The organism is Phenylobacterium haematophilum (genome assembly GCF_014196295.1).
Lineage (GTDB): Bacteria > Pseudomonadota > Alphaproteobacteria > Caulobacterales > Caulobacteraceae > Phenylobacterium > Phenylobacterium haematophilum.
In genome coordinates, this window is the sequence record NZ_JACIDK010000002.1 from 14,730 (window position 1) to 38,310 (window position 23,581).

A 23,581-nucleotide genomic window follows, 5' to 3' on the forward strand; every position below is an offset into this window, starting at 1 on the left:
GCGGCCCAGGCGACCCGTGTTCTGTGCCCCGTCGCGGGCCGATCAATAGCCCCAAGGCTGCCGTGCTCGCGGGTGCAAAAGTCGGTGACGTGTTGGACGTCGGCGTCGATAAGAGCGGGCGCTCGCCAGTGCTGGTGGTGAAGCGGGGCGGTCTGGAGGCCGGCTCGCTGACCTTTAACGGCTATCTCACGGTCATCAGCTGCATCGACAAAGGCGTCGTCTACGGGGCGACGATCGTCGACATCAGCGGCGCGGTTTATGAAGTGCGCGTGGCGCCAGTCTAATGGCCACCTTGACCATTGTCGGCGGCGTCTATGGCGAGCGGTGCATCCAGCCTGCTTGGGACGCCGTCTTCGGTTCTGCCGGTCGCGCGGCGCAGGCTGTTGAAGGTTTGGTCGACGAACCAGTCGAGCTCGTAACCTATGTCGCAGCCGACGCGACTAGTAGCGTCCAGGACCTGGCCGATCGCTGCGGCGCGACCCTGGTCGCACATCCGTCGAAGGCGTTCGTGAGCTTCGACTATCTGCACCCACTGGCGACGCCTGCGATCTATCCTCCTCCTGCCCAGCTCTCGCAGGAAACCCCGATCATCGTGAAGGGCGACGTCGTCCTGCGCTACGGCATGATGGAAGGCGACGCCATCGTGGAGGCGAAGTCCGCTGTCTACGACCCGCAGTCCGCCTTCGATCCCCAGCGGTTTTCGGCCAACGGCTCGAAGGCTGATCGCTTGGCGATTGTGCTCAATCGTGCCGAAGCTCGGGCGATGACTGGGATCGACGACCCGGTGCTCGCGGCTAAGGAATTGATGATCAGCGAGGGGGCGGAAGTCATCGTTCTGAAGCGTGGCAGCCACGGCGCCCTCGTCATTACCGCAGTTGGGGAGCATCCGGTCCCGGCCTACGAGACGGCTTACGTGTGGAAGGTGGGATCTGGCGACGTCTTCTCTGCGACCTTCGCGGCTTTGTGGGCGTGCCAGGGCCTCGCGCCGGAGAAGGCCGCGGACCTCGCGTCGCGGGCGACCGCGCACTACGTCGAGACCCGATCACTGCCGACGCCGGATGTTACGAGTCTGGAGGCGCTCACGTTGCCGCCGATCAAGCCCGGCAGCGGCACTATTTATCTAGCAGCTCCGTTCTTCGACCTCGGTCAGCGATGGTTGGTGGAGGAGAGCCTAAGCATGCTGAACGGCCTGGGAGCCGACGTCTTCTCTCCGGTGCACGCGGTCGGACCGGGTCCGGCGAACTACGTCGCTCCCGAGGACATCGCGGGTCTGGAAGCCAGCGACGTCGTGTTCGCGATCCTCAATGGGCTGGACCCCGGAACGATCTTTGAAGTCGGTTATGCAGTGAAGATGGGTATTCCCGTTGTCGCTCTCGCCCAGAACATCAAAGAGGAGGACCTCAAGATGGTCGCCGGCACCGGGTGTGAGATCACGGAAGACTTCGCCTCGGCCCTCTATCGCGTCGTTTGGCGGCTGCCCTAGCTATGCGCGCCATTCTGATGTCTGGCGGCATGGACTCCATCAGCGTCGCCTGGTGGCGTCGACCTGACGTCGCCATCTTTGTCGACTACGGCCAACGTGCAGCCCAAGCGGAGTTCGATGCTGGAGCTGCGGCATGCGCCGCGATGGAAATTCGACACGAAGCGATCAAGGTCGATTGCTCGGCGCTCGGGTCGGGCGACATGGCGGGGACGCCAGCGTCCGCGGTCGCTCCCGTCCCCGAGTGGTGGCCCTTCCGCAACCAGCTGCTTCTGACGCTCGCCGGCATGTTCGCGATCAAGTTGGGCGCTCGGCGCCTGGAGATTGGAGCCCTTCGGACCGATGGCGAACACGCGGACGGTCGTCCCGAATTCATCGAACGGATCTCCGCCTTGATGGCCATGCAGGAAGGCGGGCTGACAGTTGAGGCGCCGGCGATCGGCTTGGACGCCGTCGAACTAGTGAGGACCTCGGCCATCCCCCGAGAAGTGCTTGGCTGGGCGCACTCTTGCCACACGGGCAATCTCGCCTGCGGCCAATGTCGAGGCTGCATCAAGCACTACAAGACATGGGAAGCGCTTGGCTGGGATCCTCACTGACGAGCCGGTTCCCAGGGCAGAGCCAGGCGTATGGTCAGAGTACTGGCCCACAGCCGCGCGGATAGAAAGCCCTGCGCCGCCGCGCAAACGACCAGGGCGGTCGTTTTGGGACGTGCTGCAGACGCGGCGATCAGCACTCGGCGGCCCGGTCGGGTTCCAGCAGGTCGCCGATCTACTTTGGTACGCAATGGCGCCAACCTCCATGGGGATTGGACGCGCAGGCTTGGCTATTGAGCACCGGCCATATCCGTCGGCCGGGGGGCTTCACTGCATCCGATTGTTGATGATCGACAGTGATAGCAGGCAGGTCGCGCTCTACGAGCCCGCCGGGCACCGCTTCCATGCGCTAGATGTCCCTGGCGTTGTCGAGATGAACGATGCTGAGGTTGAGGTGCTGGTCGGGCGCAGCGGCGGATGCACTCTTCGTCTGATCGCCGACCTCCAAAAGGCCAATGCGGCGTATCACCGGCCGGAGAGCTTGCTGCTCCGCGACGCCGGTTGCCTGATGGCGACGGTCGCACTCTGCGCCGATTGGTCGGGTCTAGAAGCGTGCCTATTGGGCGCGCTCGGGTCGTCCATCGTCGCGGAACTCAAATTCCCCGACCACCAGTATGCCGGTGTCGGCGCAATCCAAATCACAAGCTAGCCCCAGCATGCTCGTGTGCTGAGCGGCCGCAGGGCTAATGGGATGTGGTGTCGCTGCTGGCGTTGTCGTCGATGCTAGCTTCGCTTTGAGCCGAGTACGCTATGAGGGCGACCGCTACCAACCCATTATCCGACGTGTCGCCATCACTGCGGTGCTGATGGCCAGCGGCACTTTCCGGGTCCGGCGTCACCATCAGCCACATGAGCCAGACGAAACCTGCCGCCAGCACACCTAACACGATGACAAGAACGATGGTCATCGTCGTCCTCCGGCATCAATTCGCAGCGCTGCGCAGATGCGCGAGCAGCAAGATTAAGCCTCCGAACATGCCCGCGCCGGCCGATAGGCTAACGACGGCCAGCCACACCGGATGGTCCGCAAGAAAGACAAACGGGGACGTTAGGACGCGTCGTCCAACAAGCCGTTTCTTCATCGAGCTTGCTCTCTGATGTTTGGAGCACTTTAGCGGCGACAGGCGCACGTGCACATAACTCAGTGCTGGCAGGCCGGCACGTCGGCCGGGTGATTAGATCCGATCAAGGCCGCTCTGCTCGGCCCAGTCCTGAGCAGCCGTGAGCGTAATCTCCCAATCCCTGGCGGTTCGGATCCCGGGTCGATCTGGTGGCGCTTAGACACAGCCAAACTCGCCTCTCGTTGGGAAGCGGTCCTTTTGAGTCGGAGCGCCAGGGCGTCCCTCACTTTGCTTGGAGCAGGCTGAACCAAGTCTCGATTTTCAGCCAATGGGGGAATGGCGCTAAGCCAAAGAACCCTGCGACCACATACATTGTGGCGACTACCGCCACTAGGACAACGGCGAACGCGATGAACGCCCCGAAGGTGTCGCCCCACACTGGATGCTTGCGTCGGAAATACCTACTAGCGGACGCGCCGGCTGCCCCCGCCCAACTAGCGATGAACCACCTGATATCGCGAACGCTGCGTATGTTCTGGAGACTGCGGCGGGTTATTTCGAAGTAAAGTAAGCCGGCCACGAAGAAGATGCTGATGGGTACCAGCGGGCGGGAAAGAAGGGCGTGCAATAGGCCCCGAAGCCAAGTCGGGGGGACGGGCGCGACGCAGTTGGCGATGCCAACGCAAAGGTCATTTCGCACCTGGTAGGTCGTGAGCCAAAGCGCAGCTGCAGCAAGCGCGCTGCCGATCGCCAGCGCTTGGAGCTGCGCAAAGAAGGACTTTCGATACGACAATTCGTCGATCGTCGCGTCCAGGCTAGATCTCGTGTGGTTGAAATCATAAATCTCGCCGACCTCCGATCGCTCAAAACCGGTGCCGTCGGCTAGGCGCTTTACGCGGGCCAGTTGTTGCTGAAAGGCCTCGGCATAAGCGAGAATACCAAGGGCGCTCTTATGCCCCGGTAGGTGGTTGCGTCGTCTCGTCTCCAAGACCGCCCGCGCCAATGCCCAGAGTGTTTCGCGGCGCCAATTCTCATCGTTGTATTTCTGCGTCTCGACGATCGGCAGCAGGTTGTCGGAGGTGCGATCGTGGTGATAGTGCCGGTGAGATATGTCCTTGATGAAATAGTAGATTTGCTTGGCGATGTCGGACGTGAAGTCCTCGTCGCTCGCGTCCTGCGCGCTCTGCGTCACCAAGCCTTCTTCACCTCGGAATATCAGGCGCAACTCCCCGCTTCGAAAGAGTTCAAAGGAGGCCTCGGCCGCCATCACGCCCTGCTTCCGGGCGTCGGAAAGCAACTGATCGAAACCGGCCGCGAATTCCGTTTCCCCGCAAACCGTGCCGCGGGGGAACTCATTGCTGATCGCGACCGCGCGGGAGCGAATTTTATCGACGAGCGCCTTCGCGGGCTCTGACGCGTCCTCATGATGCGGAATCACCAGAACCCGACCGCTGAGCACCCCTATGTCGTCGTGGTGGAGTGCAAGCGCCTCATCGCCACGAGTAATGCTGTCCAATCGCGGTCGACTGGCTGCTTGGCTTGAACCGATAAGAATGAACTCGGATGCGATCCACGGTTTGAAGAGGGGGACCGGCCATACCGTAAGGGGCAGGTCGCGCGTGATCCGGCGTTGCGACACGGCGACATGTCTAATTGGTACGTGAATGTTCTGTGGATTCGAGCACTCGATGTTGGCGGTGACGCATTTCACCGCGCTAGCACCAAGGCCGATCAAGCTAAACGAAAGCTGTCCCGTGATGGTTGGCACCCACCCGGAAAACGTACGCACCGTCGAAGTGGATTCGCCGCTGGGGCCTTGCATTCCCGAACGGCCCCCCGCGTGGAACGCAGCGTGTAGTTACGCTGCTTCCCGCGCAATAACTGATTTCTTGCGGTAGACGAGCTTGCCGTCGCGCACCACCATGTGCAGGCCATGCGCGCGGGCCGTACTCGGCTTCCGCTGTCCACCGTCTAGTTCGCCGCGCCACTTTTGACGAAGGCCGCCGCCTTCTTCGCGGATTTCGCGTACGCGTTGCGTACCGCCACGAATGACGTCAAGCAGCAGTCGCGCGCCAACGGCAGCAATAGCTCCGACGACAACGATGCCGATCATTTGGACGAATTCAGCCATGGATTTTCGCGCCAACGATACGCCGCTAAACGGGCCGGGCCGTATACAGGTTCCGGTCGGGCACCGTCAAGTACGAAGATTTATCGTTGAATTCGCGCCCCCCAGTGATCCACGGGGGATTGTAATGTTGTTTTGAATCGCGCTGTCAACGCGAATTCTCGGCTTCGCGTTGTACCGTACGACGTGCTCAGCACGTGAAGCGCGCAGTCTAGGGTCCGCAGACTCTGCTACGTCGCGATGAAACCAAGAGTGATTAGAGGTTCGCGTGCAATTCGCGCGTACCGGCGCTGTCCGTGTAGGAATAGCGCTAGATACTTGAATGTCGACGGCCCGTCCCTCATCGCGCGGATGCATCCAGCCGCATCTTCGTCGTCGGCAAACTTTCTTAGCGTATCGCGAAGGTACTCCTCGAGGATTTCGCGTGAAACGCCATGGATCGATTGCTCGTGATGAATGGCGCAAGCGATCTCGAAAGTGTTCATCAGCTCAGCCATCTCGTAGCGGCTACGCTCAGGATCTGTCTCGGCCTGGAAACGAGCCCAGCCTTGGCGGAACGCTTCGTACAGTGTGACAAGCATCGCTGCTGACGTATTGCGGTCGGACTTCCTGATGGCGTCGCGAGCGACAACCAACGCCACGATTGCAGCGACTAGGGAGGCACCGCTGATGAGCAGCGCCGCCATGTCCGTCAGTGCCTTCAGCGCCTCAGTGCTCACGGCTTCTTCGGCTTCGGGCTGGGGATGCTCGGCCGTGGAATTGGGGATGGCCGAAGATGTCCAGTTGTGAGGCCAGCCTGTTCTTTTGGCCGAACAACTTTGGTCTCAAGGCTGGGCCTACGGTCTCGCATGTGGCTTACCTTTGAAGCTTGGCCAGAGGGGCTATTTTTCCGGTGCCGGCGACGCCGGCTTCGGAGGGGGAGAGCTCGCCGCGGGGCTTGGCCTCAGGTGGCCGGTTGTCAGCCCGTTCTGCCGCGGAACCGGCGCTACGCGGGACAGATGTCCCGTCGTTAGGCCATCATGGGTGCTTACAGCTGGTCGCCGTTCGGACATCTCTTGCTCCTGCGAGTTGTTGCACCGCGTGGCGTCACTTGAGGCGGGCCTCAATCCAGGCCCAGACCTCTTCCTTCAGCCAGCCGTGAAAATCACCGTTCACCATTTTGGACACTACGATTCGGTCGTTGGCGTCGGTGTACTTTCGTAGGTCCGTCGAGAGCTGTTCAGCGGTCAGCTGCGTCGAAATATAGCGGACGGAGTCGAGGCCAGGGTCACGGATGGTCTCGTACTGGTTCAAGCGGTCGATGAAGCGCTTACGGGCGGCCGCATATTCGGGCTTTTCCTTGTTGAGATCCCAGGTTGCTAGGTAGACGCTCATCGGAATTCCTCGAGTCTGATAATGCAAAAGAATGAGCCGGGCCGCTGGCGCGCCGCCATCTCTGCCTAGCGCTTGTCCTTTGGCGGGTTGGGATCGTGACCGTGGCTGTCGCTCTGAGCGATCCGGCCATCCCGATTGTGGATACGGAACTCGGTGCCCTGGTTCCGGCTGATCGCGCGGCCTTGTTCGATCGCCTCGCGCTTGGTGTCAAAGTGACCGCTAGCCCGCTGGCCGCCGCCGCGCTTCACATCCCATCCGCCGTCGGGGTTGGGCACCACATGATGTGTGTCCGGCCCTTTACGTCCCACCATATCTACGATCCCTTCCGCTTTCGAAAAATAAAAAGTGCGCCTACTCCGAACTTGATAGCTACGAACTCCAATACGCGTTGTCAAGGTCGTCCCGTGCGCCTACTCTGAACTTCGGCAGTTCAGTAAGAGGAGCGTTTCGTGTCCACCCCCCTAGGCGAGAAAATTCGCACCTTGCGCAAGGACAAAGGGTATACGCTTGAGAAGCTTGCGGAACTTTCTGAGTCTAGCAAGAGCTATATATGGGAACTAGAGAATAAGAACCCGCCGAGACCTTCGGGCGAGAAGATCGCGAAGATCGCCGCCGTCTTGGGCGTAACCGCTGATTACTTGATAGATCAGACGGCGACATTGAAAGTGGAAGACGCTGCCGACACGGCGTTCTACCGCAAATATCGAAAAATGCCTGACGAAACGAAAGAAAAGATTCGTCGGATGGTGGATCTCTGGGGCGATGACGAGTGAGCGGGGCGTTCTCTCCTGAGCGGTGGGCCTTCGAGATCACGCACGTGCTCAACGCCGTCTTAGGCAGCGACCGGTTTCCGGTCGACGTGCCCACTGTGGCTCAGGAGTATACGATTCAGAAATATCCCGGCGACGCTATCACCCGCGTAGTCGGCGCTGATTTGCCAGGGTTCGACGGCGCATTGTTCCGCGCGCCACAGGGCAAGTCGGGCTGGGGTATCTTCTACAACAGCCGGATAAGCTCACGGGGACGTATCAACTTCACACTCGCTCACGAACTTGGCCACTTCCTTCTTCACCGCATCGCCCATCCCGATGGGATCAAGTGCGGGGAGCAGGATATGGTGCGATGGGATTCCAACTACGCGCAGCTTGAACAGCAGGCCAATACGTTCGCCGCGAACCTGCTGATGCCTCTGGACGATTTCCGGCGACGGATCGCGGCTAGCGCGACGGTCGACCTCGACCAAATCTCCGACTGCGCCGACCGCTACAAAGTATCCCTGATTGCAGCGACCCTGCGATGGCTGAGCTACACTGATCGTCGCGCTGTGCTCGTCGTGTCCCGCGACGGCTACATTCTGTGGTCGCGATCGAGTCCCTCAGCCTTGAAGACTGGAGCATTCTTTCGGGCGTCCAGCGCGCCTATCGAAGTGCCGCCAAACTCAATCGTCGGTCGCCAGGGCCTGCTAGTTGATGGAAAAATCGGGGTCAACCATCCACCGGGAGTATGGTTCCGCGAACCCGTGCGCGAGATGACCATCTTCGCCGAGCAGTATGATTTTGCCATCTCACTCCTCCTGTTGGAGAACCAGGCTCACTTTTTCCATCTCGAGGCAGACCCGGAAATGGACGCCGTCGATCAGATATCTCCGCCTGCCGGTCGCCGCGAATGGTAGCGTTAGACGTGTCGCTATGGCCGGCTTTGTTGTTCTTCCCTGACTCGCTTAGGCGACCCGGGAGAAGCCAACAGTTGCCCGCGCTATCACGCAGCGGCGGGCAACGATGAAGACGCAAATATCGAGCGACAAAGGACATCGAAATCTTCGGCCAACCACACGGGAGTTCGCCGACGTCGCGTGTGCTTGAAGCGTCTGCCCAGCGCGTCGCTGAACGGGCTAACTGCGCCACTCCCGCACTTGGAGGTTCCTGGCCTATCGAGCTTCTCGACTCGATCGAAGGTCAGGGACTGATAGCCAGCTTGCTGATGCAGATGGGGGTTTACGCATAGCCCCATCCTCGGCGACCGTAGCCCTCGCCGAGCGTTTTTCTCACTTTCTATGGCATATCGCATTATCATTGGAAATTCATACCCGGTGAGCGCGGCCATGCTGGCCGAATGGTGCGGGGTGCGGAACGGGCGGGCGCGGGTCAGCTCGCCCTTGGCGATGAGGCCCGCCACCGAATGGACCATCGAGGTCTCGAGCAGCTCGGCCGGCGACAGCGGCGGCAAGAGGCCGGGCAGGCGCGCGGCCATCATCGACTTGCCCGAGCCCGGCGGGCCGCGGAACAGCAGGTTATGGCCGCCGGCGGCGGCGATCTCGAGCGCGCGCTTGGCGTTCTCCTGGCCCTTGACGTCGCGCAGGTCGGGAACCCGCTCCCCGTCCAGCATGGCGCCGGGCTTGGGCGGCGCGAGGATCTGGGTCCCGCGGAAATGATTGACCACCGCGACCAGCGAGGGGGCGGCCAGCACGCGCGTGTCGCCCGCCCACGCGGCTTCCGGGCCCGAGGCCTCCGGACAGATCAGACCGAGCCCCATGCCGCCGGCCGCGACCGCGGCGGGCAGGGCGCCGGCGACCGCGACGATCCGGCCGTCGAGCGAGAGCTCGCCGATCGCCGCCCACTCGGTCAGGGCGTCCGGCGGCAGCACCCCCATCGAGGCCATCACCGCCAGGGCGATCGGCAGGTCGTAGTGGCTGCCCTCCTTAGGCAGGTCGGCGGGGGCGAGGTTGGCGATGATCCGGCGGCTGGGCATGGCCAGACCGAGTCCTGCGAAGGCGGCGCGCACCCGCTCGCGGCTTTCAGCGACGGCCTTGTCGCCGAGGCCGACCAGCATGAACTTCACCTCGCCGGTGGTCAGCTGGACCTCGACGTCGACACGCCGGGCCTCGACGCCCTGGAAAGCTACGGTCACGACGCGGGAAGCCATGCCAACCCCTAGAAATGGCTCAACTTATCCACAAGCCCAGCACGCCGCGCGGGCCGGATCAAGAACAAAAGTCGAACTTTTCAGGAAGATGAGACGATTCCGCGACTTATGCGTGTCTCTTTGAGTTGCAACCTAAGCCGTTGTGCGGGCGGCTTCAATAGCGTCCCAGAGAATCGCCGTCGCATTGACCCCGGTGAACCGCTCCAGCGCCCGTGCGCCGGTCGGCGAGGTGACGTTGATTTCGGTCAGGTAGTCGCCGATCACGTCTATGCCTACGAACATCAGGCCGCGGCGCTTCAGCTCCGGGCCGATGATTTCGCAGAGCTCGCGGTCGCGGTCGGTCAGCTCGACCGCCTCGGCGCGACCGCCGACCGCGAGGTTGGAGCGGATCTGGCCGGCGTCGGGCACCCGGTTGATCGCCCCGACCGGGTGGCCGTCGACCAGCAGGATGCGCTTGTCGCCCTTGCTCACGGCCGGGATGAACTTCTGGGCGATGACCGGTTCGCGGCCGATCATCCGGTGCAGGTCGAGCATGGCGTCGAGATTGGGGTCGTCGGCCAGCAGTCGCGCCACCCCCGAGCCGCCGCCGCCATAGAGCGGCTTCAGCACGATGTCGCCGTGGCGGGCGCGGAAATCGTAGATCGCCTCGACGTCCGAGGTGATCAGGGTCGGCGGCTGCACGCCGGGGAAGCCGGTGACGAACAGCTTTTCAGGGGCGTTGCGCACCTCGGTCGGGTTGTTCACCACCAGAGTCTTCGGATGGATCACGTCGAGGAAGTGGGTCGAGGTGATGTAGGCCATGTCGAACGGCGGATCCTGGCGCAGCAGGACGACGTCGAAGTCGGCGAGCTCGACCAGCTCCCAGTCGCCGAACCTGGCGTGGTCGCCCTTGACGTCATGGACGGTCACCGGGCGGCCGCGGGCCAACACACGGCCCTCTTCCAGCACCAGCCGGTCCGGAGTGTAGACGAACAGCGAGTGACCGCGGGCCTGGGCCGTCAGCATCATCAGGAAGGTCGTATCGCCTTCGATCTTGATGGCCTCGAGCGGGTCCATCTGGACGGCGACCTTCAATGACATGGCGGGCTCCTCAACGGTCAAGGCGTCTGAGATAGGCCGGGAGCGCGGCGAGCGCCAGCGCGCAGCGCATTGTTGCTGTCATCCCGGCTTCGGCGCAGCCGAAGACGGGGACCCATTCGTGCCTGCGCTTCAAGGCTGGGTCCCGGACAGCCGCTCCGCGGCTTCCGGGATGACACGTGGGGTCAGTTCAGTCGCAGGCGGACGCGTTCGCGCTGGGCGCGGGCGGCCAGGGCGGCCCCGCCGTCGAGGGTGCTGGCGTGGGCTAGAGCCTGCAGTGCGCCGGCCAGGGCGCCCTGGCCCTCGCGGGCGGCGGCGACGTCGAGCCAGGGGCGGTGATCGAGCGGGTCGAGCAGGGCGCGGCGCAGGGCGGCGCGCTCGGCGCGGCCGAAGTCGCCGGCCGCGGTGGCGCGGGCGAAGACGTTGTTCTGCAGCCGGATGAGCACGGCGCGGTCGCTGGCCGGCGCCATCAGCCGGTCGAGCCGGTCGGCGACGTTGGGGGTCAGGCCGGCGTGCAGGGCGCGGCGGGTGAGCTCGGAGGGCAGCACCACCCGGCCCTCGCTGAACGGGTCGAGCGCCAGCGGACCCTCGACGGTTTCGATGCGCAGCAGGAAGTGCCCGGGGAAGTCGACGCCCTGGACCGCCAGCCCGCACTTGCGCGCCACGTGCAGATAGAAGACGCCCAGCGCCACCGGCAGGCCGCGGCGGCGCTCGGCCACCGCCACCACGCAGGCGTTGTCGGGATGGTCGTAGGTGAGCAGGTCGCCGGTCATGCCGAGGTCTCCGGCCAGGGTCTCGGCCAGGGCTTCTTCCGGGCTTTCGGAGCCCAGGCGCGCGGACAGCCGCTCGACCCCCAGCTTGGCGAGGTCCAGCGCCGGCCGCGGATCGCGTGCCGGGTCCTCGTGCACGGCGCAAGCGACAGCGGCGTCGAGCAGCGGGAAGCTCTCGTCCGGGGCCTGACCGGCCTCGCGCAGTACGTTTTCGGCGTCCTCTTGGGTCATCTCGCTCGGAGTTATGCGCCCTTCCAGGCGTCGGGACTGTGAACAGGCAGCCGTCCGGGCGCCAGGGCGATCAGATCGAGCCGAACGGCCATGTTTTGCAAGCTTGGCCGACGTGCGGCGATTGCGCGCCCCGCCCGCCGCAGGCGGTCGCGCTGGGTCTCGGTGACCGCTTCCAGCGCCGCTTCGAGGGTGGTGCGCTGCTTGACCTCGACCACCGCCAGCACCTTGCCGCGCTGGGCCAGCAGGTCAATTTCCCCTTGTGGCGTGCGCAACCGAAAGCCGAGGATACGGTAGCCCTTGGCCATCAGCCAGAGCGCGGCCCAGGCCTCTGCCCGGCGTCCGGCGGTTCGGGCCGCCGCCCCCCGCGCCTGACGGACCCGGTTCACTTCTGCTTGAGCTCCATCGCTCGGCGGTAGAGATCGCGGCGCGGCAGGCCGAGCGCCTTGGCGACCTCGGCGGCGGCGTCGGCGGGTTTGAGGCGGGTGAGGGCGTCGGCCAGGGCGGTGTCGGCGTCGGCGGCGGTGGCCGCCTCCTCGCGGCCGGGGCCGACCAGGATCACCAGCTCGCCCTTCGGGAAGTCCATCTTCGGATCGGCGGCCAGCACGTCCAGCGGGGCGCGGGTGACCGTCTCGTAGAGCTTGGTCAGTTCACGGGCGACGGCGGCCTCACGCGGGCCGAACACGGCGGCCATGTCGGCGAGGCTGGAGGCCAGGCGAGAGCCGCCCTCGAAGAACACCAGGGTGGCGCGGATGCCCGCCAGTTCCTCGAAGAACGCCTTGCGGGCGGCGCTTTTGGGCGGCGGGAAGCCGGCGAACAGGAAGCGGTCGGTCGGCAGGCCGGCGACCGCCAGGCCGGCCAGCAGCGCCGAAGCGCCAGGGATCGGATAGACGGCCGAGCCTTGGGCCAGCGCCTCCCTCACCAGCCGGAAGCCGGGATCGGAGACCAGCGGCGTGCCGGCGTCGGAGATCTGGGCGAGGCGGCCGCCCTGCGCCAGCAGGGCCAGGGCCTTGGGGCCGCTGCGCTCGGCGGAGTGTTCGTCGTAGCGCTCGACCTTTTTTGAGAGGCCGTAGGCTGAGAGCAGCTTGGCGGCGACACGGGTGTCCTCCGCCAGCACCAGGTCGCAGCCGGCCAGCACGTCGAGGGCGCGCAGGGTGATGTCGCGCAGGTTCCCGATCGGGGTCGCGACCACGTAGAGCCCGGGATCGAGCGGGGCTTCGGAAAGGGCCGGCGGGGGAGGATGACGCGACATGGGGGCAAGGCTTCGCCGGTTATCGCTCAGGTCGCAAGCCTGGAGGTGACGTGGTCGAGCAGCAGGCGTCCGGCCGGCGTGGCGCGCAGGCGCTGGCGATCGGGGGCGATCAGGCCGGCGGCGACCAGGTCCGCGACCTTCGGATGATCGGGAGACAGGTCCAACGCGGCGACCTCGGCGAAGCTTAGGCCCTCGGTGATCCGCAGACCGGCGAGCAGGCGCTCCTCGGCGGTCTCCGTCGCGCTGAGCGGCTCGCGGCCGGCCGGGGTTCGGCCCCCGGCGACGGCGGCGATGTAGTCGGCAGGCTTGGCCGGCGCGAAGGTGGCGGTGCGCACGCCGTCCAGGGTCAGGCGGCCATGGGCGCCGGGGCCGGCCCCGACATAGTCCTGGCCGGTCCAGTAGACGAGGTTGTGGCGCGAGCGGGCGGCCGCGCCGCGGGCGTGGTTGGAGACTTCGTAGGCGGTGAAACCGGCCGCCTCGAGCACGGCCTGGGTGGTCTCGTAGAGCTGGGCGGCGGTCTCGTCGCCGGGCGGGACCAGGGTCCCGCGGCGCACGGCGCGGTCGAAGGCGGTGCCGGCCTCGATGGTCAGCTGGTAGGGCGAGACGTGTTCGGCCCCGATATCGAGGACCTCCGCTAGTTCGTCGCGCCAGGCCTGCGGCGTCTGGCCGGGGCGAGCATAGATCAGGTCGACGGACAGGCGCGGGAAGGTCGCGGCGGCGACCTGGGCCGCGCGGCGGGCCTCGGCGGCGTCATGGTTGCGGCCGAGCAGGGAAAGGCTGGCGTCGTCCAGGGCCTGCAGGCCCAGCGACAGGCGATCGACCCCGGCGGCGGCGAAGGCGGCGAAGCGATCGGTTTCGGCGTCGGTGGGGTTGGCCTCCAGGGTCACCTCCACCGCTTCGGCCGGGGTCCACAGCCCGCGGGCCAGCGCGATCAGCTCGCCGGCCGCGGCCGGGTCCATCAGCGAGGGCGTGCCGCCGCCGAAGAAGATCGAGACCAGCCGGCGATCGCCGCTCAGGGCGCGCTGAGCCTCGAGGTCGGCGGCGATGGCGCGGACCAGGGCGGCCTGCTCCTCGCCTCGGCCGCGGTCGCGATAGACGTTGAAGTCGCAGTAGGGGCAGATCTTCGCGCAGTAGGGCCAGTGGATGTAGAGGCCCAGCTCAGCGGTCAAAGCAGCGCGGCCTTCAGCTTGGCGAAGGCCAGGGCGCGGTGGCTGATCTGGTCCTTGGCGACGGGATCCATCTCTCCGAAGGTGATGTCGGCGCCGATCGCCTGGAAGATCGGGTCGTAGCCGTGGCCGCGGTCGCCGCGGCCGGGAAACACCAGGGTCCCGTCGACGCGACCCTCGACGACCACCGCCGGGCCGCCCGGCCAGGCGACGGCCAGCGCGCAGGTGAACCAGGCCGAGAAGTCGTCGGCGCCTTCTTCCTCCAGCCGCTGCTCGACCTTCTTCATCGCCCCGACGAAGTCCTTCTCCGGACCGCCCCAGCGGGCCGAGTAAATGCCGGGCGCGCCGCCCAGGGCCGTGACCGACAGGCCGCTGTCGTCGGCGAGCGCGATCAGGCCGCTGGCCTCGGCGGCGGCGCGCGCCTTCAGCAGGGCGTTGCCGACGAAGGTGCTCTCGGTCTCGTCCGGTTCGCCGAGCCCGAGCTCGCCGGCGGTGACCAGCTCGAAGCGGTTGTCGAGGATCGCGGCCAGCTCGCGGGCCTTGCCCGGATTGTGGGTGGCGACCACCAGCTTGGCGCCGGGTTCGAGCTTCAGGGCCATGGATATCTACCTGGGGGACAACGGATCGGAACAACGGGCGGCGGACCATAGGCCAGGGGCCGTCATGTTGCATTGCAAAATTTTAATATCGTTTTTCGATGTTTTGTTTGATCGAAAAACGACGTTTGGCTATTGAAGCCCGAGCTTCGCAGCGCCATATGCTGCGGCGCAACATAAGAAAAAAGGAAAACCCTCTCATGTTTATGTCCCATCTCGACCGCACCCTGATGATCGCTGCGGTTCTCCTCGCCGCCCTGCCGATCGCCGCCTTGGTGACGGGCGGGGCTTTCGCCTAAGCTCGCATCGCTGCGAGAGGACGGAGAACGGCGATGCGCGCCCTGGGGCCCGGCTCGGTTTCGAGCTTCCTGAAGATCATCCTCGACGTGGTGTTCTTCGCCCTGTGGATCGGGATCGGCGCGGTCTGCCTGATGATGCTGGCCGCCGTCCTCTTCAGCTTCAATCCCGAGCTGATCAAGAACATGTCGATCCGGACCGGCGGCGGGACCGAGATCGACGCCGGCGGCCCGGTGCTGCTGGGCGGCCTGGCCGCCGCCGGCCTCTACCTCGGCGGGGTGCTGGTCATCGTCGAGCGCCTGCGCCGGATCTTCGCCACCCTGACCGCCGGCGATCCCTTTCATCCCGAGAACGTCCGCCGCTTGCGGGTCATCGGCCTGGTGCTCGCAGGCCTGGAAATCGGCCGCTATGTGATCTACGGCCTGGGCGCCTGGGCGCTGCCCGACGCGGCCATCTCGCAGCCGGAGTTCAGCCCGACCGCCTGGTTCTCGGTGCTGGTCGTGTTCGTGCTGGCCGAGGTGTTCCGCGAGGGCGCGCGCCTGCGCCGTGAAGCCGAGCTGACGATCTGATGCCTATTCGGGTGAACCTCGACCGAGTTCTTCTGCAGCGGCGGATGTCGCTGACCGAGCTGGCCGACCGGGTCGGCGTGACCATCGCCAACCTGTCGATCCTGAAGACCGGCAAGGCGCGCGCGGTGCGCTTCTCGACGCTGTCGGCGCTGTGCCGCGAGCTCGACTGCCAGCCCGGCGACCTGCTGGTCTACGAGCCCGGTCCCGACGACCTCGGCGACGACGACGATCTTGACTAGCGCCACGCCGTCGCACCTGGCGCGGCGTGGTTGGCCCACGGACCGGTTAGGGCGCTAGTGTGCGCCAAACCCCTGCCGCCCGGCAGGACCACCTAGGAATTTCCGAATGCTGCTGCACCTGTCGACCTGGCAAGAGATCGAAGCCTATCTGCAACGCTCCAAGACGGTGGTCGTGCCGATCGGGTCGAACGAGCAGCATGGGCCGACCGGCCTGCTCGGCACCGACTGGCTGTGCCCGGAGATCATCGCCCACGAGGCGCAGAAGGACTCAGATCTGCTGATCGCCCCGACCTTCAACATCGGCATGGCCCAGCACCACCTGGGCTTCCCGGGCACCATCTCGCTGCGCCCGACCACCTTCATCGCCGCGATCGGCGACTGGTGCCGCTCGCTGGCCGGCCACGGTTTCGAGAAGATCTATTTCCTGAACGGTCACGGCGGCAACGTCGCCACCATCGAGGCGGCGTTCTCCGAGCTCTACGCCGAGGCCAGCTTCGCGCGGGCCGAGCGCGGCTTCGCCTGCAAGCTCAAGAACTGGTGGGAGCTGAAGGGCGTCAACGCCCTGGCCCAGCGGCAATTCCCGGTCGGTCACGGCAGCCATGCGACCCCGTCGGAGATCGCCGTGACCCAGTGGGCCTATCCGGGCGCCGTCAAGACCGCCGAGTATTCGCCGCAGATCGCCCCGACCGGTCCGATCCGCGAGGCGGTGGACTTCCGCGCCCGTTACCCCGACGGCCGCATGGGCTCGGACCCGGCGCTGGCGACCCCGGAAAAGGGCGGCGAGCTGGTGATGCTGGCCGCCGCGGGCCTGGTCGAGGACGTCGCCGCCTTCGCCGCCGAGCCGTTCCCGGCGCGGGGTTAGGATCAGGCGGTCAGGATCTGGCCGCCCACCACCTGAACCGGCCAGGGGGTGAGCCTCTGGTCGGCGCAGGGGCCGACGACGCAGTGGCCGTCGAGCGGACGGAACAGCGCCGCGTGGCCGCCGCAGAGGATCAGGTCGCCCTCGCGGGTCAGGTAGCGGTCGTCCCAGGCGGCCAGCGGCCAGCCGGCGTGCGGGCAGGAGTCGACATAGCCGCGGATCTGACCGCCGACCTGGACCACGAAGCCGGCGAACATCTTGCCGTCCTCGCGGAAGCGGAAGCCCTTCGAGCCGGGGTCGGCCAGGTCGGCGAGCGCGCAGAGCGGCACGCCGGGGCCAGGCCGGGCCGGGTTGTCCGGGCCGTCGCGCATCAGCTGGCGAAACCGCCGAGGGTCGGCTTGAAGGCGGTGATGTCCACGCGCTGGAACAGCCCGGCCTTGACGTAGGGATCGTCGGCCGAGAAGGCGCGGGCCTGGGCGATGTCGTCGAACTCCATGATCAGCATCGAGCCGGCCATCTCGCCCGCCTCGTTCAGCAGCGGGCCGCCCAGCTTGATGTGCGCCTTGAAGCTCCCAGCATAGGCCAGGTGGGCCTCGCGATTGGCGAGCCGCAGCTCCAGCGAAGCCGGCTTGTCGAGGCAGTGGATGGCGAAGATGGTCACGGGCGTTCCTTCTAGCGTTCGGATCTGATCGGGCGCGACAGGAGGCCGGCGATGGCCTGGTCGACCTGCGCCTCGCCGGCCAGGATGGCGGCGACGGCCTCGCAGATCGGGGCCTCGACGTTCAGCTTGCGGGCCAGGGCGACGACGGCGGGCGCCGAGGCGACGCCCTCGGCCACCGAGACCTTGCCGGCCAGGGCCTGTTCCAGCGTCTGGCCGCCGCCGAGCGCCAGGCCGACGCTCATGTTGCGCGACTGCGGCGAGGAGCAGGTCAGCACCAGATCCCCCAGGCCGCAGAGACCGGCGACGGTCTCGGCCTCGGCGCCGAGCGCCACGGCCATGCGGGTCATCTCGGCGAAGCCGCGGGTGATCAGGGCGGCGTGCGCGCTGCGGCCCAGGCCCTTGCCCTCGGAAATGCCGCAGGCGATGGCCAAGACGTTCTTCACCGATCCGCCGATCTCGGCCCCGATCATGTCGGTGGCGAGGTACGGCCGGAAGGTCGGCAGGCTGAGCGCGGCGGCCAGTTGGAAGCCCAGCTCTTCGTCCGGGCAGGCCAGGGTGACGGCGGTCGGCAGGCCCTTGGCCACGTCGATGGCGAAGCTGGGGCCTGACAGAACGGCGGGCGAGGCCTGCGGCAGGCCTTCTTCCAGCACCTCGGTCATCAGCTTCAGAGAGCCCTGTTCGACGCCCTTGGAGCACAGCACCATCGGCACGCCGGCCCGGGCGTAGGGTCGGAAGGCGTCGAGGCTGGAGCGGAGGTGCTGGGCCGGCGTCACGTTCAGCACGAAGTCCGCGCCGGCCAGGTCGGCGAGGTCGCCGCTGGCGCGGACCGGGGCGTCGAACACCACGCCGGGCAGGAAGGTCCTGTTCTCGCGCGTTTCGTTGACGGCGCTGACCACCTCGGGCTCGCGCGCCCAGAGCGTGGTGTCGAGGCCGGCGCGGGCGCAGACCAGGGCGAGCGCGGTGCCCCAGGCTCCGCCGCCGATGACGCCTGCGGTCTTCATGCCTTGGCTCCCTTGCGGCCGAATGCGTGGGTGGGGTTGGCGGCGGCCGCTTCCGGGTCCAGCGGCCAACGCGGCCGAGCCGGAGCGTCCATCGGATCGGATATGCCCAGCGCCAGGCGCTCGGCCCCGGCCAGGGCGATCATCGCCGCATTGTCGGTGCAGTAGGCCAGCGGCGGGGCGTCGAACGAGTAGCCGTGCTTGGTCGCGATCTGCTGCAGGGCGGCGCGGACGGCCTTGTTGGCGGCGACGCCGCCGGCCACCACGAAGCGCAACGGCAGGCCGGGACGGTCCTGGGCGTAGGCGACCATGGCCCGCTCGGTGCGTTCCGACAGCTGGCGGGCGATGGCGCCCTGGACCGCGGCGGCGAGGTCGCGGCGCTGGGCGTCGGTTTCGACGGCGGCGGCGAAGCGGGCGGCGGCCGTCTTCAGGCCCGAGAACGAGAAGTCGAAGCCCTTGCGCCCGAGCAGGGCGCGCGGGAGGTCGTAGGCGGACGGATCGCCGCCCTCGGCGAGCTTCTCCAGCGCCGGGCCGCCCGGATAGGGCAGGCCCATGGACTTGGCGATCTTGTCGAAGGCCTCGCCTGCCGCATCATCGATGGTCGAGCCGAGCCGCTTGCAGGCCCCGACGCCCTCGACGCTGAGCAACTGGCAATGGCCGCCGGAGACCAGCAGCAGGAGGAACGGATAGGGGATGTCGGCCGCCAGCCGGGCCGAGACCGCATGGCCTTCCAAGTGGTTGACCGCGACCAGCGGCAGGCCGCGGGCCAGGGCGACGGCCTTTCCGAACGACAGGCCGACCATCACCCCGCCGACCAGGCCGGGCCCGGCTGTGGCGGCGACGCCGGTGAGGTCGCCGTAGCCGAGGCCGGCGGTCTTCATCGCCTCGGCGGCGACCGCGTCGATGGTCTCGACGTGCGAGCGGGCGGCGATCTCGGGCACCACGCCGCCATAGGGGGCGTGCAGGGCGAACTGGGCGCCGATCACCGACGACAGCACCTGGACCTGTCCGGTTTCGTCCAGGCGCACGACCGCCGCGGCGGTTTCGTCGCAGCTGGTTTCCAGGCCAAGGACGGTCAGCGGCTTTGTCAACTAAGGGCTCCCGCAGGTTGCGGCATTCGGTCCGGTCCTATAGGCCGGGGCTTCCTTTGAAACGCCGAGGTAGACTGCGCGTCGTGCCCACGCAACCGCCCGTCCGGATCGGAGCCCGCGGCTCCAAGCTTTCGCTGGCCCAGACCGGCATCGTCCAGCGCCGTATCGCCGCCGCCCTCGGCGCCGACCCGACCAACCCCGCCGAGGTGGAAGCCGTCGCCCAGATCGTGGTGATCACGACGACCGGCGACCGCGTTCAGGACCGCCGGCTGCTGGAAATCGGCGGCAAGGGCATGTTCACCAAGGAGATCGAAGAAGCGCTGCTGAGCGGCGCCATCGACTGCGCGGTGCACTCGATGAAGGACATGCCGGCCCTGCTGCCCGAGGGGCTGTGCATCGCCGCGATTCCTGAACGCGAGGACCCGCGCGATGCGTTCCTGAGCCACAAGGTCGAGAAGATGGAGGATTTGCCGCTGGGGGCCATCCTCGGCACCGCCTCGCTGCGCCGTCAGGCCCAGGCGCTGAACCGCCGCGGCGACCTGGACGTGCGGATGCTGCGCGGCAACGTCGACACCCGGCTGGCCAAGCTGGCCGCCGGCGAGGCCGATGCGATCCTGCTGGCGATGTCGGGCCTCAACCGCCTCGGCCTCGGCCACCTGCCGCAGAGTCTGCTCGACCCGGTCGAATATCCGCCGGCCCCCGGCCAGGGCGCCCTGGCGATCGAAACCCGGGTCAGCGACATCGACAAGCCGTGGCTGGAGGCGATCCGCCACGCGCCGACCGTGGTCGCGGTCGCCGCTGAGCGCGGCGCTCTCATGGCGCTGGAAGGCTCGTGCAAGACCGCCATCGGCGCCTACGCGCGGTTGGCGAACGGTTCGCTGCACCTGATCGTCGAGGCGCTGTCCGCCGACGGCGTACACAAGTTCCGCCACGAGGGCTCGACCGAGCTGTCGGCCGCCGCCGACCCGCAGGAAGCGGCCCGCGCGCTGGGCCTGTCGCTGGGCGCAGCGGTGAAGGCCGAGGGCGGCGACCTGATCCTGCCGCCGGAATAGACCGCTTTGCAACGCAGCGGATTGATTCAGACGCTGCATCTCTCCAGGGTTGCAGCTGAGCCATGAGCAGTCAGCGCCCTCTGAAGATCTGGATCACTCGCGCCGAACCGGGGGCGGAGGCCACCGCCGCGCGGGTGCGCGAGCGTGGGCATACGCCGCTGGTCGCGCCGCTGCTGGCCGTGCGCATGGTCGAGGACCCGCAGATCGACCTGAGCGGCGTGCGGGCCCTGGCCTTCACCAGCGCCAACGGCCTGCGTGCCTTCGCCAGCGCCTGCGCGGACCGCTCTCTGCAGGTGTTTGCGGTGGGGGCGGCCACCGCCCAGGCCGCACGCGAGGCGGGTTTCCGGCGGGTGCTGTCGGCCGACGGCGACGTGAACGCCCTGGCCGACGGCATCGCCGCGCGGCGCAGCGAGATCGGCGGGGCGGTGCTGCATCCGGGCGCGGCCGAGCTGGCCGGCGACCTGGCCGGGGCGCTGGGCCGCGCCGGCGTCGAGGTCCGCGCCCTGACGCTCTATGATACCGTGCCGGTCGAGCCGACGCCGGATCAGCTCGAGGCGTTGGCCCAGGCTGATGTCGCGCTCGTGCACTCGGCCAAGGCCGGCCGGGCGCTGGCCAAGGTGCTGGCCGCTCATCCCATGCCCGGGCTGAAGGTGCTGGGCCTGTCGAAGGCGGTGCTGGCGCCGCTGACCGACACCTCGCTCGCGTCCCGGCGATCCGCGCCCTTTCCGCTCGAAGCGGCGCTGTTGAATCTGATAGACCGTTCAGCATGAGCGACCAGCTGTCCGCCCCGCGCGATCCTGGCTCTTACTCCCGCCGCCGCGCCGGCCTTGGCGTCGGCGCGCTCATCCTTTTCGGGATCGCCTGCGTGGCCGGCGGCTACAGCCTGGCGCGGTTCGGTCCGACGCTGCCCGATATCTATCCGGACAAGCCGCGGGCCGGCGCGACGAGCGAGGTCGCGCCCTGGGCCGCCGAGCCGCCGCCTGTGACGGCCGAGGAAGCTCCGGTCGCGGCGCCCGCGCCCATCGCCCTGCCGGAGCCGGCAGGAGACGATGCGACGGCCCGCCGGCTCGACGCCCTGGAGGCCGACCGCGGGAAGCTGGCCTCGGCCTCGGCCTCAGCCCTGGCCGCCAGCGCGCTGATGCAGGCGGCGCAGGGATCGCGGCCTTTCGCGCCGGAGGTGAAGGCGCTGGCCGAGCTGGCGCCCAGCCTCGACCTGCGCGCCCTGCAGGTCGACGCCGAGCGCGGCGCGCCCAGCCGCGCGGCGCTGGCGGCGAGCTTCCCGGACTACGCGGCCCGTGCCGCTTCGGCCGCCCGCGCGCCGGGCGACGGCGCCGGGGTGCTGGACCGGGTCGGTTATGCGCTGGGCCGGGTGGTGGCGCTGCGCCGGGTCGGCGAGGTGCCGGGCGACGGCCCCGACGCGATCCTGGCGCGGGCCGAGCGGCAGATCGATGACGGCGACATCGTCGGGGCGCTGGCGACGCTGGATGCGCTGCCGGCCGGCGCCAAGGATGCGCTGGGCCCCTGGCGAGATCGGGCCGAGCGCCGCGCCAAGATCGACCGCGAGATCGCCGCGATCCGGGCCCAGGCTTTGCAGGAGTTGTCGCAGCTGGCGCGGAGCGGCGGATGATCCGCACGGCGGTCATCCTGTTCCTGGTCGCCGCCCTGGCGACCGCCATGCTGGCCATCACCGGCGAGCCGGGCCACGCCAGCATCACCTGGCTGGGCTGGCGGGCCGACATGACCGCGGCGGCTTTCGTGCTGATCACGCTGTTCGTCGCGCTGTCGGCGATGCTGGCCTGGCGGCTGCTGGTCTGGGCCGTCGAGGCGCCGCGTCGGGCCGAGCGGGCGCGGGCGGAGGCCAGGCAGCGGCAAGCCAACGAGGTGCTGACCCGCGGCTTCGTGGCGGTGGCGGCCGGCGACGGGTTGGAGGCGCGGCGGCTGGCCGCGAAGGCCTCCGACCTCGCCGACGAGGCGCCTGGACTGGTGCGGGTGCTCGCCGCGCAGGCGGCCGAGGCCGCAGGGGACGCGGTCGCCGCGCAGGCCGCTTACACCGCCATGCTCAGCCTGCCGGACATGCGGCTGGCCGGGCGCAAGGGACTGATGCAGCTGGCGCTGGCGCAGGGCGACCAAGCCGGCGCGGCTGCGCACGCCGAGGCCGCCTACGCCGAACCCCGCACCGCCCGCTGGGCCTGGCGCGCGGTCCTGGAGACGCGGCTGGAGGCCGGCGACTGGGACGGCGCGCGGGACCTGGCCAAGGACGCGCTGGAGCGAAAGATCATCTCGCCGCTGGTCGCCGAGCGGGCGCGCGCCGCGCTGCTCGCCGCGTCGGCCGCGCAGCTTGAAGGCGACGCCGATCCGAAGCGCCGCGCCCAGGCGCTGGAGCGCGCCGCCGAGGCCGCCAAGCTGCAGCCGGGTTTCGCGCCTGGCGTGGTCATGGCCGCGCGGCTGCTGAGCCTCGACGGCAAGGCCGGCCGCGCGTCGCTGGTTCTGGAGAACGCCTGGAAGGCCGCGCCTCATCCGGCGCTGTGGCTCGCCTATCGAGACCTGAAGACCGACGAGACGCCTCGCCAGCGCAGCGAGCGGCTCTGGCGGCTGGCCTCGCTGAACCCTGCCGACCGTGAGAGCCGGATTCTGCTGGTCGAGCAGGCGCTGATCGCCGGCGACCCAGAGCGCGCCCAGGAGGCGGCGCAGGCGCTGGCGGCCGAGCCGGTCACCGCCCGCATCGCCGGGCTGTTCGCGCGCGCCGCCTTCGCCGCCGGCCAGCCGGACGAGGCGCGGGTGTGGATGGCGCGCGGCGTCGGCGCGCCGCAGGAGCCGGACTGGTCCGATCTCGATCCCGAGGGCCGCGCCTTCGCCTACCAGCCCGCCGATTGGGCGCGGCTGGTGGTGAGCTTCGCCGAGAGCGGCGAGCTGATTCATCCGCGCCATGAGCGGCGCGAACGAACCATGAGCGAGCTGCCCGAACTGCCGATTTCCTACGCCGATTCAGCGGCTTTGCTCGCCGGACACGGGGGAGAGCCGGCTCCATTCGACCTCGCCGACGGGGTCTATGAAGACGACGAACCGCCCCCGGCCCCGGCCCCGCGCGGCGGCGAACGGCGCCCTTCTGGAAGGCGGCGCTTGGCGAGCGCCCCGAGAGTCGCTAAGTAGGCGCTCCCTCGCGGG

29 protein-coding genes and 1 pseudogene are annotated in these 23,581 nt (G+C 67.7%); 13 read left to right on the forward strand and 17 right to left on the reverse strand.

Annotated elements, in window-relative coordinates:
* The first annotated feature begins 89 nt into the window (after nt 1-89).
* From GGQ61_RS05850 to GGQ61_RS05865, 4 genes are all read left to right on the forward strand, one after another.
* On the forward strand, nt 90-284 hold the full coding sequence (locus GGQ61_RS05850; RefSeq protein WP_183770654.1) for a hypothetical protein: 195 nt from the start codon (nt 90-92) through the stop codon (nt 282-284).
* A complete protein-coding gene (locus GGQ61_RS05855) occupies nt 284-1,483 on the forward strand; it encodes a PfkB family carbohydrate kinase (protein WP_183770655.1) in 1,200 nt (399 codons plus the stop codon). The genes GGQ61_RS05850 and GGQ61_RS05855 overlap by 1 nt, the downstream gene beginning before the upstream one ends.
* A gap of 2 nt (nt 1,484-1,485) precedes the next feature.
* Nucleotides 1,486-2,079, forward strand: coding sequence for a 7-cyano-7-deazaguanine synthase (locus tag GGQ61_RS05860; RefSeq protein WP_183770657.1), 594 nt, complete (start codon nt 1,486-1,488; stop codon nt 2,077-2,079).
* A gap of 283 nt (nt 2,080-2,362) precedes the next feature.
* On the forward strand, nt 2,363-2,725 hold the full coding sequence (locus GGQ61_RS05865; protein ID WP_183770659.1) for a hypothetical protein: 363 nt from the start codon (nt 2,363-2,365) through the stop codon (nt 2,723-2,725).
* Between the two features lie 34 nt (nt 2,726-2,759).
* Here GGQ61_RS05865 and GGQ61_RS05870 read toward each other — a convergent pair whose 3' ends face one another.
* The 6 genes from GGQ61_RS05870 to GGQ61_RS05895 all read right to left on the reverse strand — a co-directional run bounded on the left by GGQ61_RS05870 (nt 2,760) and on the right by GGQ61_RS05895 (nt 6,950).
* A complete protein-coding gene (locus tag GGQ61_RS05870) occupies nt 2,760-2,984 on the reverse strand; it encodes a hypothetical protein (RefSeq protein ID WP_183770661.1) in 225 nt (74 codons plus the stop codon).
* A 436-nt stretch (nt 2,985-3,420) separates the two neighbouring features.
* A complete protein-coding gene (locus GGQ61_RS05875) occupies nt 3,421-4,959 on the reverse strand; it encodes a hypothetical protein (RefSeq protein WP_183770663.1) in 1,539 nt (512 codons plus the stop codon).
* Nucleotides 4,960-4,995: 36 nt separating this feature from the next.
* Nucleotides 4,996-5,268 carry a hypothetical protein gene (locus GGQ61_RS05880; RefSeq protein WP_183770665.1) on the reverse strand — a complete coding sequence of 91 codons (273 nt, stop codon included), beginning with the start codon at nt 5,266-5,268 and terminating at the stop codon, nt 4,996-4,998.
* Between the two features lie 227 nt (nt 5,269-5,495).
* A complete protein-coding gene (locus GGQ61_RS05885) occupies nt 5,496-5,984 on the reverse strand; it encodes a hypothetical protein (RefSeq protein WP_183770667.1) in 489 nt (162 codons plus the stop codon).
* A gap of 367 nt (nt 5,985-6,351) precedes the next feature.
* Nucleotides 6,352-6,639, reverse strand: coding sequence for a hypothetical protein (locus tag GGQ61_RS05890; RefSeq protein WP_183770669.1), 288 nt, complete (start codon nt 6,637-6,639; stop codon nt 6,352-6,354).
* A gap of 65 nt (nt 6,640-6,704) precedes the next feature.
* Complete coding sequence (locus tag GGQ61_RS05895; RefSeq protein WP_183770671.1) at nt 6,705-6,950, reverse strand: DUF2188 domain-containing protein; 246 nt, start codon at nt 6,948-6,950, stop codon at nt 6,705-6,707.
* Nucleotides 6,951-7,088: 138 nt separating this feature from the next.
* Here GGQ61_RS05895 and GGQ61_RS05900 point away from each other — a divergent pair, with 138 nt between their 5' ends.
* Entirely contained in the window at nt 7,089-7,412 is a 324-nt protein-coding gene (locus GGQ61_RS05900; RefSeq protein ID WP_183770672.1) for a helix-turn-helix domain-containing protein, read from the forward strand.
* A 44-nt stretch (nt 7,413-7,456) separates the two neighbouring features.
* Nucleotides 7,457-8,311: an ImmA/IrrE family metallo-endopeptidase gene (locus GGQ61_RS05905; protein ID WP_343056057.1), complete on the forward strand. Its 855-nt coding sequence runs from the start codon at nt 7,457-7,459 to the stop codon at nt 8,309-8,311.
* Between the two features lie 413 nt (nt 8,312-8,724).
* On the opposite strand, the pseudogene GGQ61_RS05910 reads toward GGQ61_RS05905, so the two are convergent.
* From GGQ61_RS05910 to rdgB, 7 genes and pseudogenes are all read right to left on the reverse strand, one after another.
* Nucleotides 8,725-9,561 (reverse strand): annotated as a pseudogene (locus GGQ61_RS05910) (ATP-binding protein); the annotation flags it as partial.
* A gap of 132 nt (nt 9,562-9,693) precedes the next feature.
* Nucleotides 9,694-10,641 (reverse strand): glutathione synthase, encoded by a 948-nt coding sequence (gshB, locus tag GGQ61_RS05915; RefSeq protein WP_183770675.1) that lies wholly within the window; start codon nt 10,639-10,641, stop codon nt 9,694-9,696.
* 182 nt (nt 10,642-10,823) lie between these two features.
* Nucleotides 10,824-11,639 carry a transglutaminase family protein gene (locus GGQ61_RS05920; RefSeq protein ID WP_183770676.1) on the reverse strand — a complete coding sequence of 272 codons (816 nt, stop codon included), beginning with the start codon at nt 11,637-11,639 and terminating at the stop codon, nt 10,824-10,826.
* Between the two features lie 11 nt (nt 11,640-11,650).
* A complete protein-coding gene (locus tag GGQ61_RS05925; RefSeq protein ID WP_183770677.1) occupies nt 11,651-12,025 on the reverse strand; it encodes a YraN family protein in 375 nt (124 codons plus the stop codon).
* Entirely contained in the window at nt 12,022-12,888 is an 867-nt protein-coding gene (gene rsmI, locus GGQ61_RS05930; protein ID WP_183770678.1) for a 16S rRNA (cytidine(1402)-2'-O)-methyltransferase, read from the reverse strand. Before rsmI ends, GGQ61_RS05925 begins: the two co-directional genes overlap by 4 nt.
* Nucleotides 12,889-12,914: 26 nt before the next feature.
* Complete coding sequence (hemW, locus tag GGQ61_RS21995) at nt 12,915-14,057, reverse strand: radical SAM family heme chaperone HemW (protein WP_221220903.1); 1,143 nt, start codon at nt 14,055-14,057, stop codon at nt 12,915-12,917.
* On the reverse strand, nt 14,054-14,653 hold the full coding sequence (gene rdgB / locus GGQ61_RS22000) for an RdgB/HAM1 family non-canonical purine NTP pyrophosphatase (protein ID WP_221220904.1): 600 nt from the start codon (nt 14,651-14,653) through the stop codon (nt 14,054-14,056). The genes hemW and rdgB overlap by 4 nt, the downstream gene beginning before the upstream one ends.
* 329 nt (nt 14,654-14,982) lie before the next feature.
* Here rdgB and GGQ61_RS05940 point away from each other — a divergent pair, with 329 nt between their 5' ends.
* The 3 genes from GGQ61_RS05940 to GGQ61_RS05950 all read left to right on the forward strand — a co-directional run bounded on the left by GGQ61_RS05940 (nt 14,983) and on the right by GGQ61_RS05950 (nt 16,617).
* Nucleotides 14,983-15,516, forward strand: coding sequence for a DUF2975 domain-containing protein (locus GGQ61_RS05940; protein ID WP_183770679.1), 534 nt, complete (start codon nt 14,983-14,985; stop codon nt 15,514-15,516).
* On the forward strand, nt 15,516-15,755 hold the full coding sequence (locus GGQ61_RS05945; protein WP_183770680.1) for a helix-turn-helix domain-containing protein: 240 nt from the start codon (nt 15,516-15,518) through the stop codon (nt 15,753-15,755). Before GGQ61_RS05940 ends, GGQ61_RS05945 begins: the two co-directional genes overlap by 1 nt.
* Before the next feature lie 106 nt (nt 15,756-15,861).
* A complete protein-coding gene (locus tag GGQ61_RS05950) occupies nt 15,862-16,617 on the forward strand; it encodes a creatininase family protein (protein WP_183770681.1) in 756 nt (251 codons plus the stop codon).
* Between the two features lie 2 nt (nt 16,618-16,619).
* Here the strand turns inward: GGQ61_RS05950 and GGQ61_RS05955 are convergent, their stop codons facing one another.
* The 4 genes from GGQ61_RS05955 to tsaD are packed head-to-tail and all read right to left on the reverse strand — an operon-like array spanning nt 16,620 to nt 19,364.
* Complete coding sequence (locus tag GGQ61_RS05955) at nt 16,620-16,985, reverse strand: Rieske (2Fe-2S) protein (RefSeq protein ID WP_183770682.1); 366 nt, start codon at nt 16,983-16,985, stop codon at nt 16,620-16,622.
* Nucleotides 16,985-17,275 (reverse strand): YciI family protein, encoded by a 291-nt coding sequence (locus tag GGQ61_RS22445; RefSeq protein WP_183770683.1) that lies wholly within the window; start codon nt 17,273-17,275, stop codon nt 16,985-16,987. Before GGQ61_RS22445 ends, GGQ61_RS05955 begins: the two co-directional genes overlap by 1 nt.
* A gap of 11 nt (nt 17,276-17,286) precedes the next feature.
* Nucleotides 17,287-18,276, reverse strand: coding sequence for an NAD(P)H-dependent glycerol-3-phosphate dehydrogenase (locus tag GGQ61_RS05965; RefSeq protein WP_183770684.1), 990 nt, complete (start codon nt 18,274-18,276; stop codon nt 17,287-17,289).
* Nucleotides 18,273-19,364: a tRNA (adenosine(37)-N6)-threonylcarbamoyltransferase complex transferase subunit TsaD gene (gene tsaD / locus GGQ61_RS05970; RefSeq protein ID WP_183770685.1), complete on the reverse strand. Its 1,092-nt coding sequence runs from the start codon at nt 19,362-19,364 to the stop codon at nt 18,273-18,275. The genes GGQ61_RS05965 and tsaD overlap by 4 nt, the downstream gene beginning before the upstream one ends.
* Before the next feature lie 83 nt (nt 19,365-19,447).
* On the opposite strand from tsaD, the gene hemC reads away from it, so the two are divergent.
* The 4 genes from hemC (at nt 19,448) to GGQ61_RS05990 (ending at nt 23,566) form a co-directional block, all read left to right on the forward strand.
* On the forward strand, nt 19,448-20,416 hold the full coding sequence (gene hemC, locus GGQ61_RS05975; protein ID WP_183770686.1) for a hydroxymethylbilane synthase: 969 nt from the start codon (nt 19,448-19,450) through the stop codon (nt 20,414-20,416).
* 62 nt (nt 20,417-20,478) lie between these two features.
* Nucleotides 20,479-21,186 carry a uroporphyrinogen-III synthase gene (locus GGQ61_RS05980; protein ID WP_183770687.1) on the forward strand — a complete coding sequence of 236 codons (708 nt, stop codon included), beginning with the start codon at nt 20,479-20,481 and terminating at the stop codon, nt 21,184-21,186.
* Nucleotides 21,183-22,043, forward strand: a complete 861-nt coding sequence (locus tag GGQ61_RS05985) for a COG4223 family protein (protein WP_183770688.1) — start codon at nt 21,183-21,185, stop codon at nt 22,041-22,043. Before GGQ61_RS05980 ends, GGQ61_RS05985 begins: the two co-directional genes overlap by 4 nt.
* A complete protein-coding gene (locus GGQ61_RS05990) occupies nt 22,040-23,566 on the forward strand; it encodes a heme biosynthesis HemY N-terminal domain-containing protein (RefSeq protein ID WP_183770689.1) in 1,527 nt (508 codons plus the stop codon). The genes GGQ61_RS05985 and GGQ61_RS05990 overlap by 4 nt, the downstream gene beginning before the upstream one ends.
* The last annotated feature ends 15 nt before the right edge of the window (nt 23,567-23,581 follow it).

What these genes read in the sequence shown, in the direction of transcription:
- GGQ61_RS05855 (WP_183770655.1), top strand. Translation starts at nt 284, where the DNA reads ATGGCCACCTTGACCATTGTCGGCGGCGTCTATGGCGAGCGGTGCATC.
- GGQ61_RS05860 (WP_183770657.1), top strand. Translation starts at nt 1,486, where the DNA reads ATGCGCGCCATTCTGATGTCTGGCGGCATGGACTCCATCAGCGTCGCC.
- GGQ61_RS05865 (WP_183770659.1), top strand. Translation starts at nt 2,363, where the DNA reads ATGATCGACAGTGATAGCAGGCAGGTCGCGCTCTACGAGCCCGCCGGG.
- GGQ61_RS05870 (WP_183770661.1), bottom strand. Translation starts at nt 2,984, where the DNA reads ATGACCATCGTTCTTGTCATCGTGTTAGGTGTGCTGGCGGCAGGTTTC.
- GGQ61_RS05875 (WP_183770663.1), bottom strand. Translation starts at nt 4,959, where the DNA reads ATGCAAGGCCCCAGCGGCGAATCCACTTCGACGGTGCGTACGTTTTCC.
- GGQ61_RS05880 (WP_183770665.1), bottom strand. Translation starts at nt 5,268, where the DNA reads ATGGCTGAATTCGTCCAAATGATCGGCATCGTTGTCGTCGGAGCTATT.
- GGQ61_RS05890 (WP_183770669.1), bottom strand. Translation starts at nt 6,639, where the DNA reads ATGAGCGTCTACCTAGCAACCTGGGATCTCAACAAGGAAAAGCCCGAA.
- GGQ61_RS05895 (WP_183770671.1), bottom strand. Translation starts at nt 6,950, where the DNA reads ATGGTGGGACGTAAAGGGCCGGACACACATCATGTGGTGCCCAACCCC.
- gshB (WP_183770675.1), bottom strand. Translation starts at nt 10,641, where the DNA reads ATGTCATTGAAGGTCGCCGTCCAGATGGACCCGCTCGAGGCCATCAAG.
- GGQ61_RS05920 (WP_183770676.1), bottom strand. Translation starts at nt 11,639, where the DNA reads ATGACCCAAGAGGACGCCGAAAACGTACTGCGCGAGGCCGGTCAGGCC.
- rsmI (WP_183770678.1), bottom strand. Translation starts at nt 12,888, where the DNA reads ATGTCGCGTCATCCTCCCCCGCCGGCCCTTTCCGAAGCCCCGCTCGAT.
- rdgB (WP_221220904.1), bottom strand. Translation starts at nt 14,653, where the DNA reads ATGGCCCTGAAGCTCGAACCCGGCGCCAAGCTGGTGGTCGCCACCCAC.
- GGQ61_RS05940 (WP_183770679.1), top strand. Translation starts at nt 14,983, where the DNA reads ATGCGCGCCCTGGGGCCCGGCTCGGTTTCGAGCTTCCTGAAGATCATC.
- GGQ61_RS05945 (WP_183770680.1), top strand. Translation starts at nt 15,516, where the DNA reads ATGCCTATTCGGGTGAACCTCGACCGAGTTCTTCTGCAGCGGCGGATG.
- GGQ61_RS05950 (WP_183770681.1), top strand. Translation starts at nt 15,862, where the DNA reads ATGCTGCTGCACCTGTCGACCTGGCAAGAGATCGAAGCCTATCTGCAA.
- GGQ61_RS05955 (WP_183770682.1), bottom strand. Translation starts at nt 16,985, where the DNA reads ATGCGCGACGGCCCGGACAACCCGGCCCGGCCTGGCCCCGGCGTGCCG.
- GGQ61_RS05965 (WP_183770684.1), bottom strand. Translation starts at nt 18,276, where the DNA reads ATGAAGACCGCAGGCGTCATCGGCGGCGGAGCCTGGGGCACCGCGCTC.
- GGQ61_RS05980 (WP_183770687.1), top strand. Translation starts at nt 20,479, where the DNA reads ATGAGCAGTCAGCGCCCTCTGAAGATCTGGATCACTCGCGCCGAACCG.
- GGQ61_RS05985 (WP_183770688.1), top strand. Translation starts at nt 21,183, where the DNA reads ATGAGCGACCAGCTGTCCGCCCCGCGCGATCCTGGCTCTTACTCCCGC.
- GGQ61_RS05990 (WP_183770689.1), top strand. Translation starts at nt 22,040, where the DNA reads ATGATCCGCACGGCGGTCATCCTGTTCCTGGTCGCCGCCCTGGCGACC.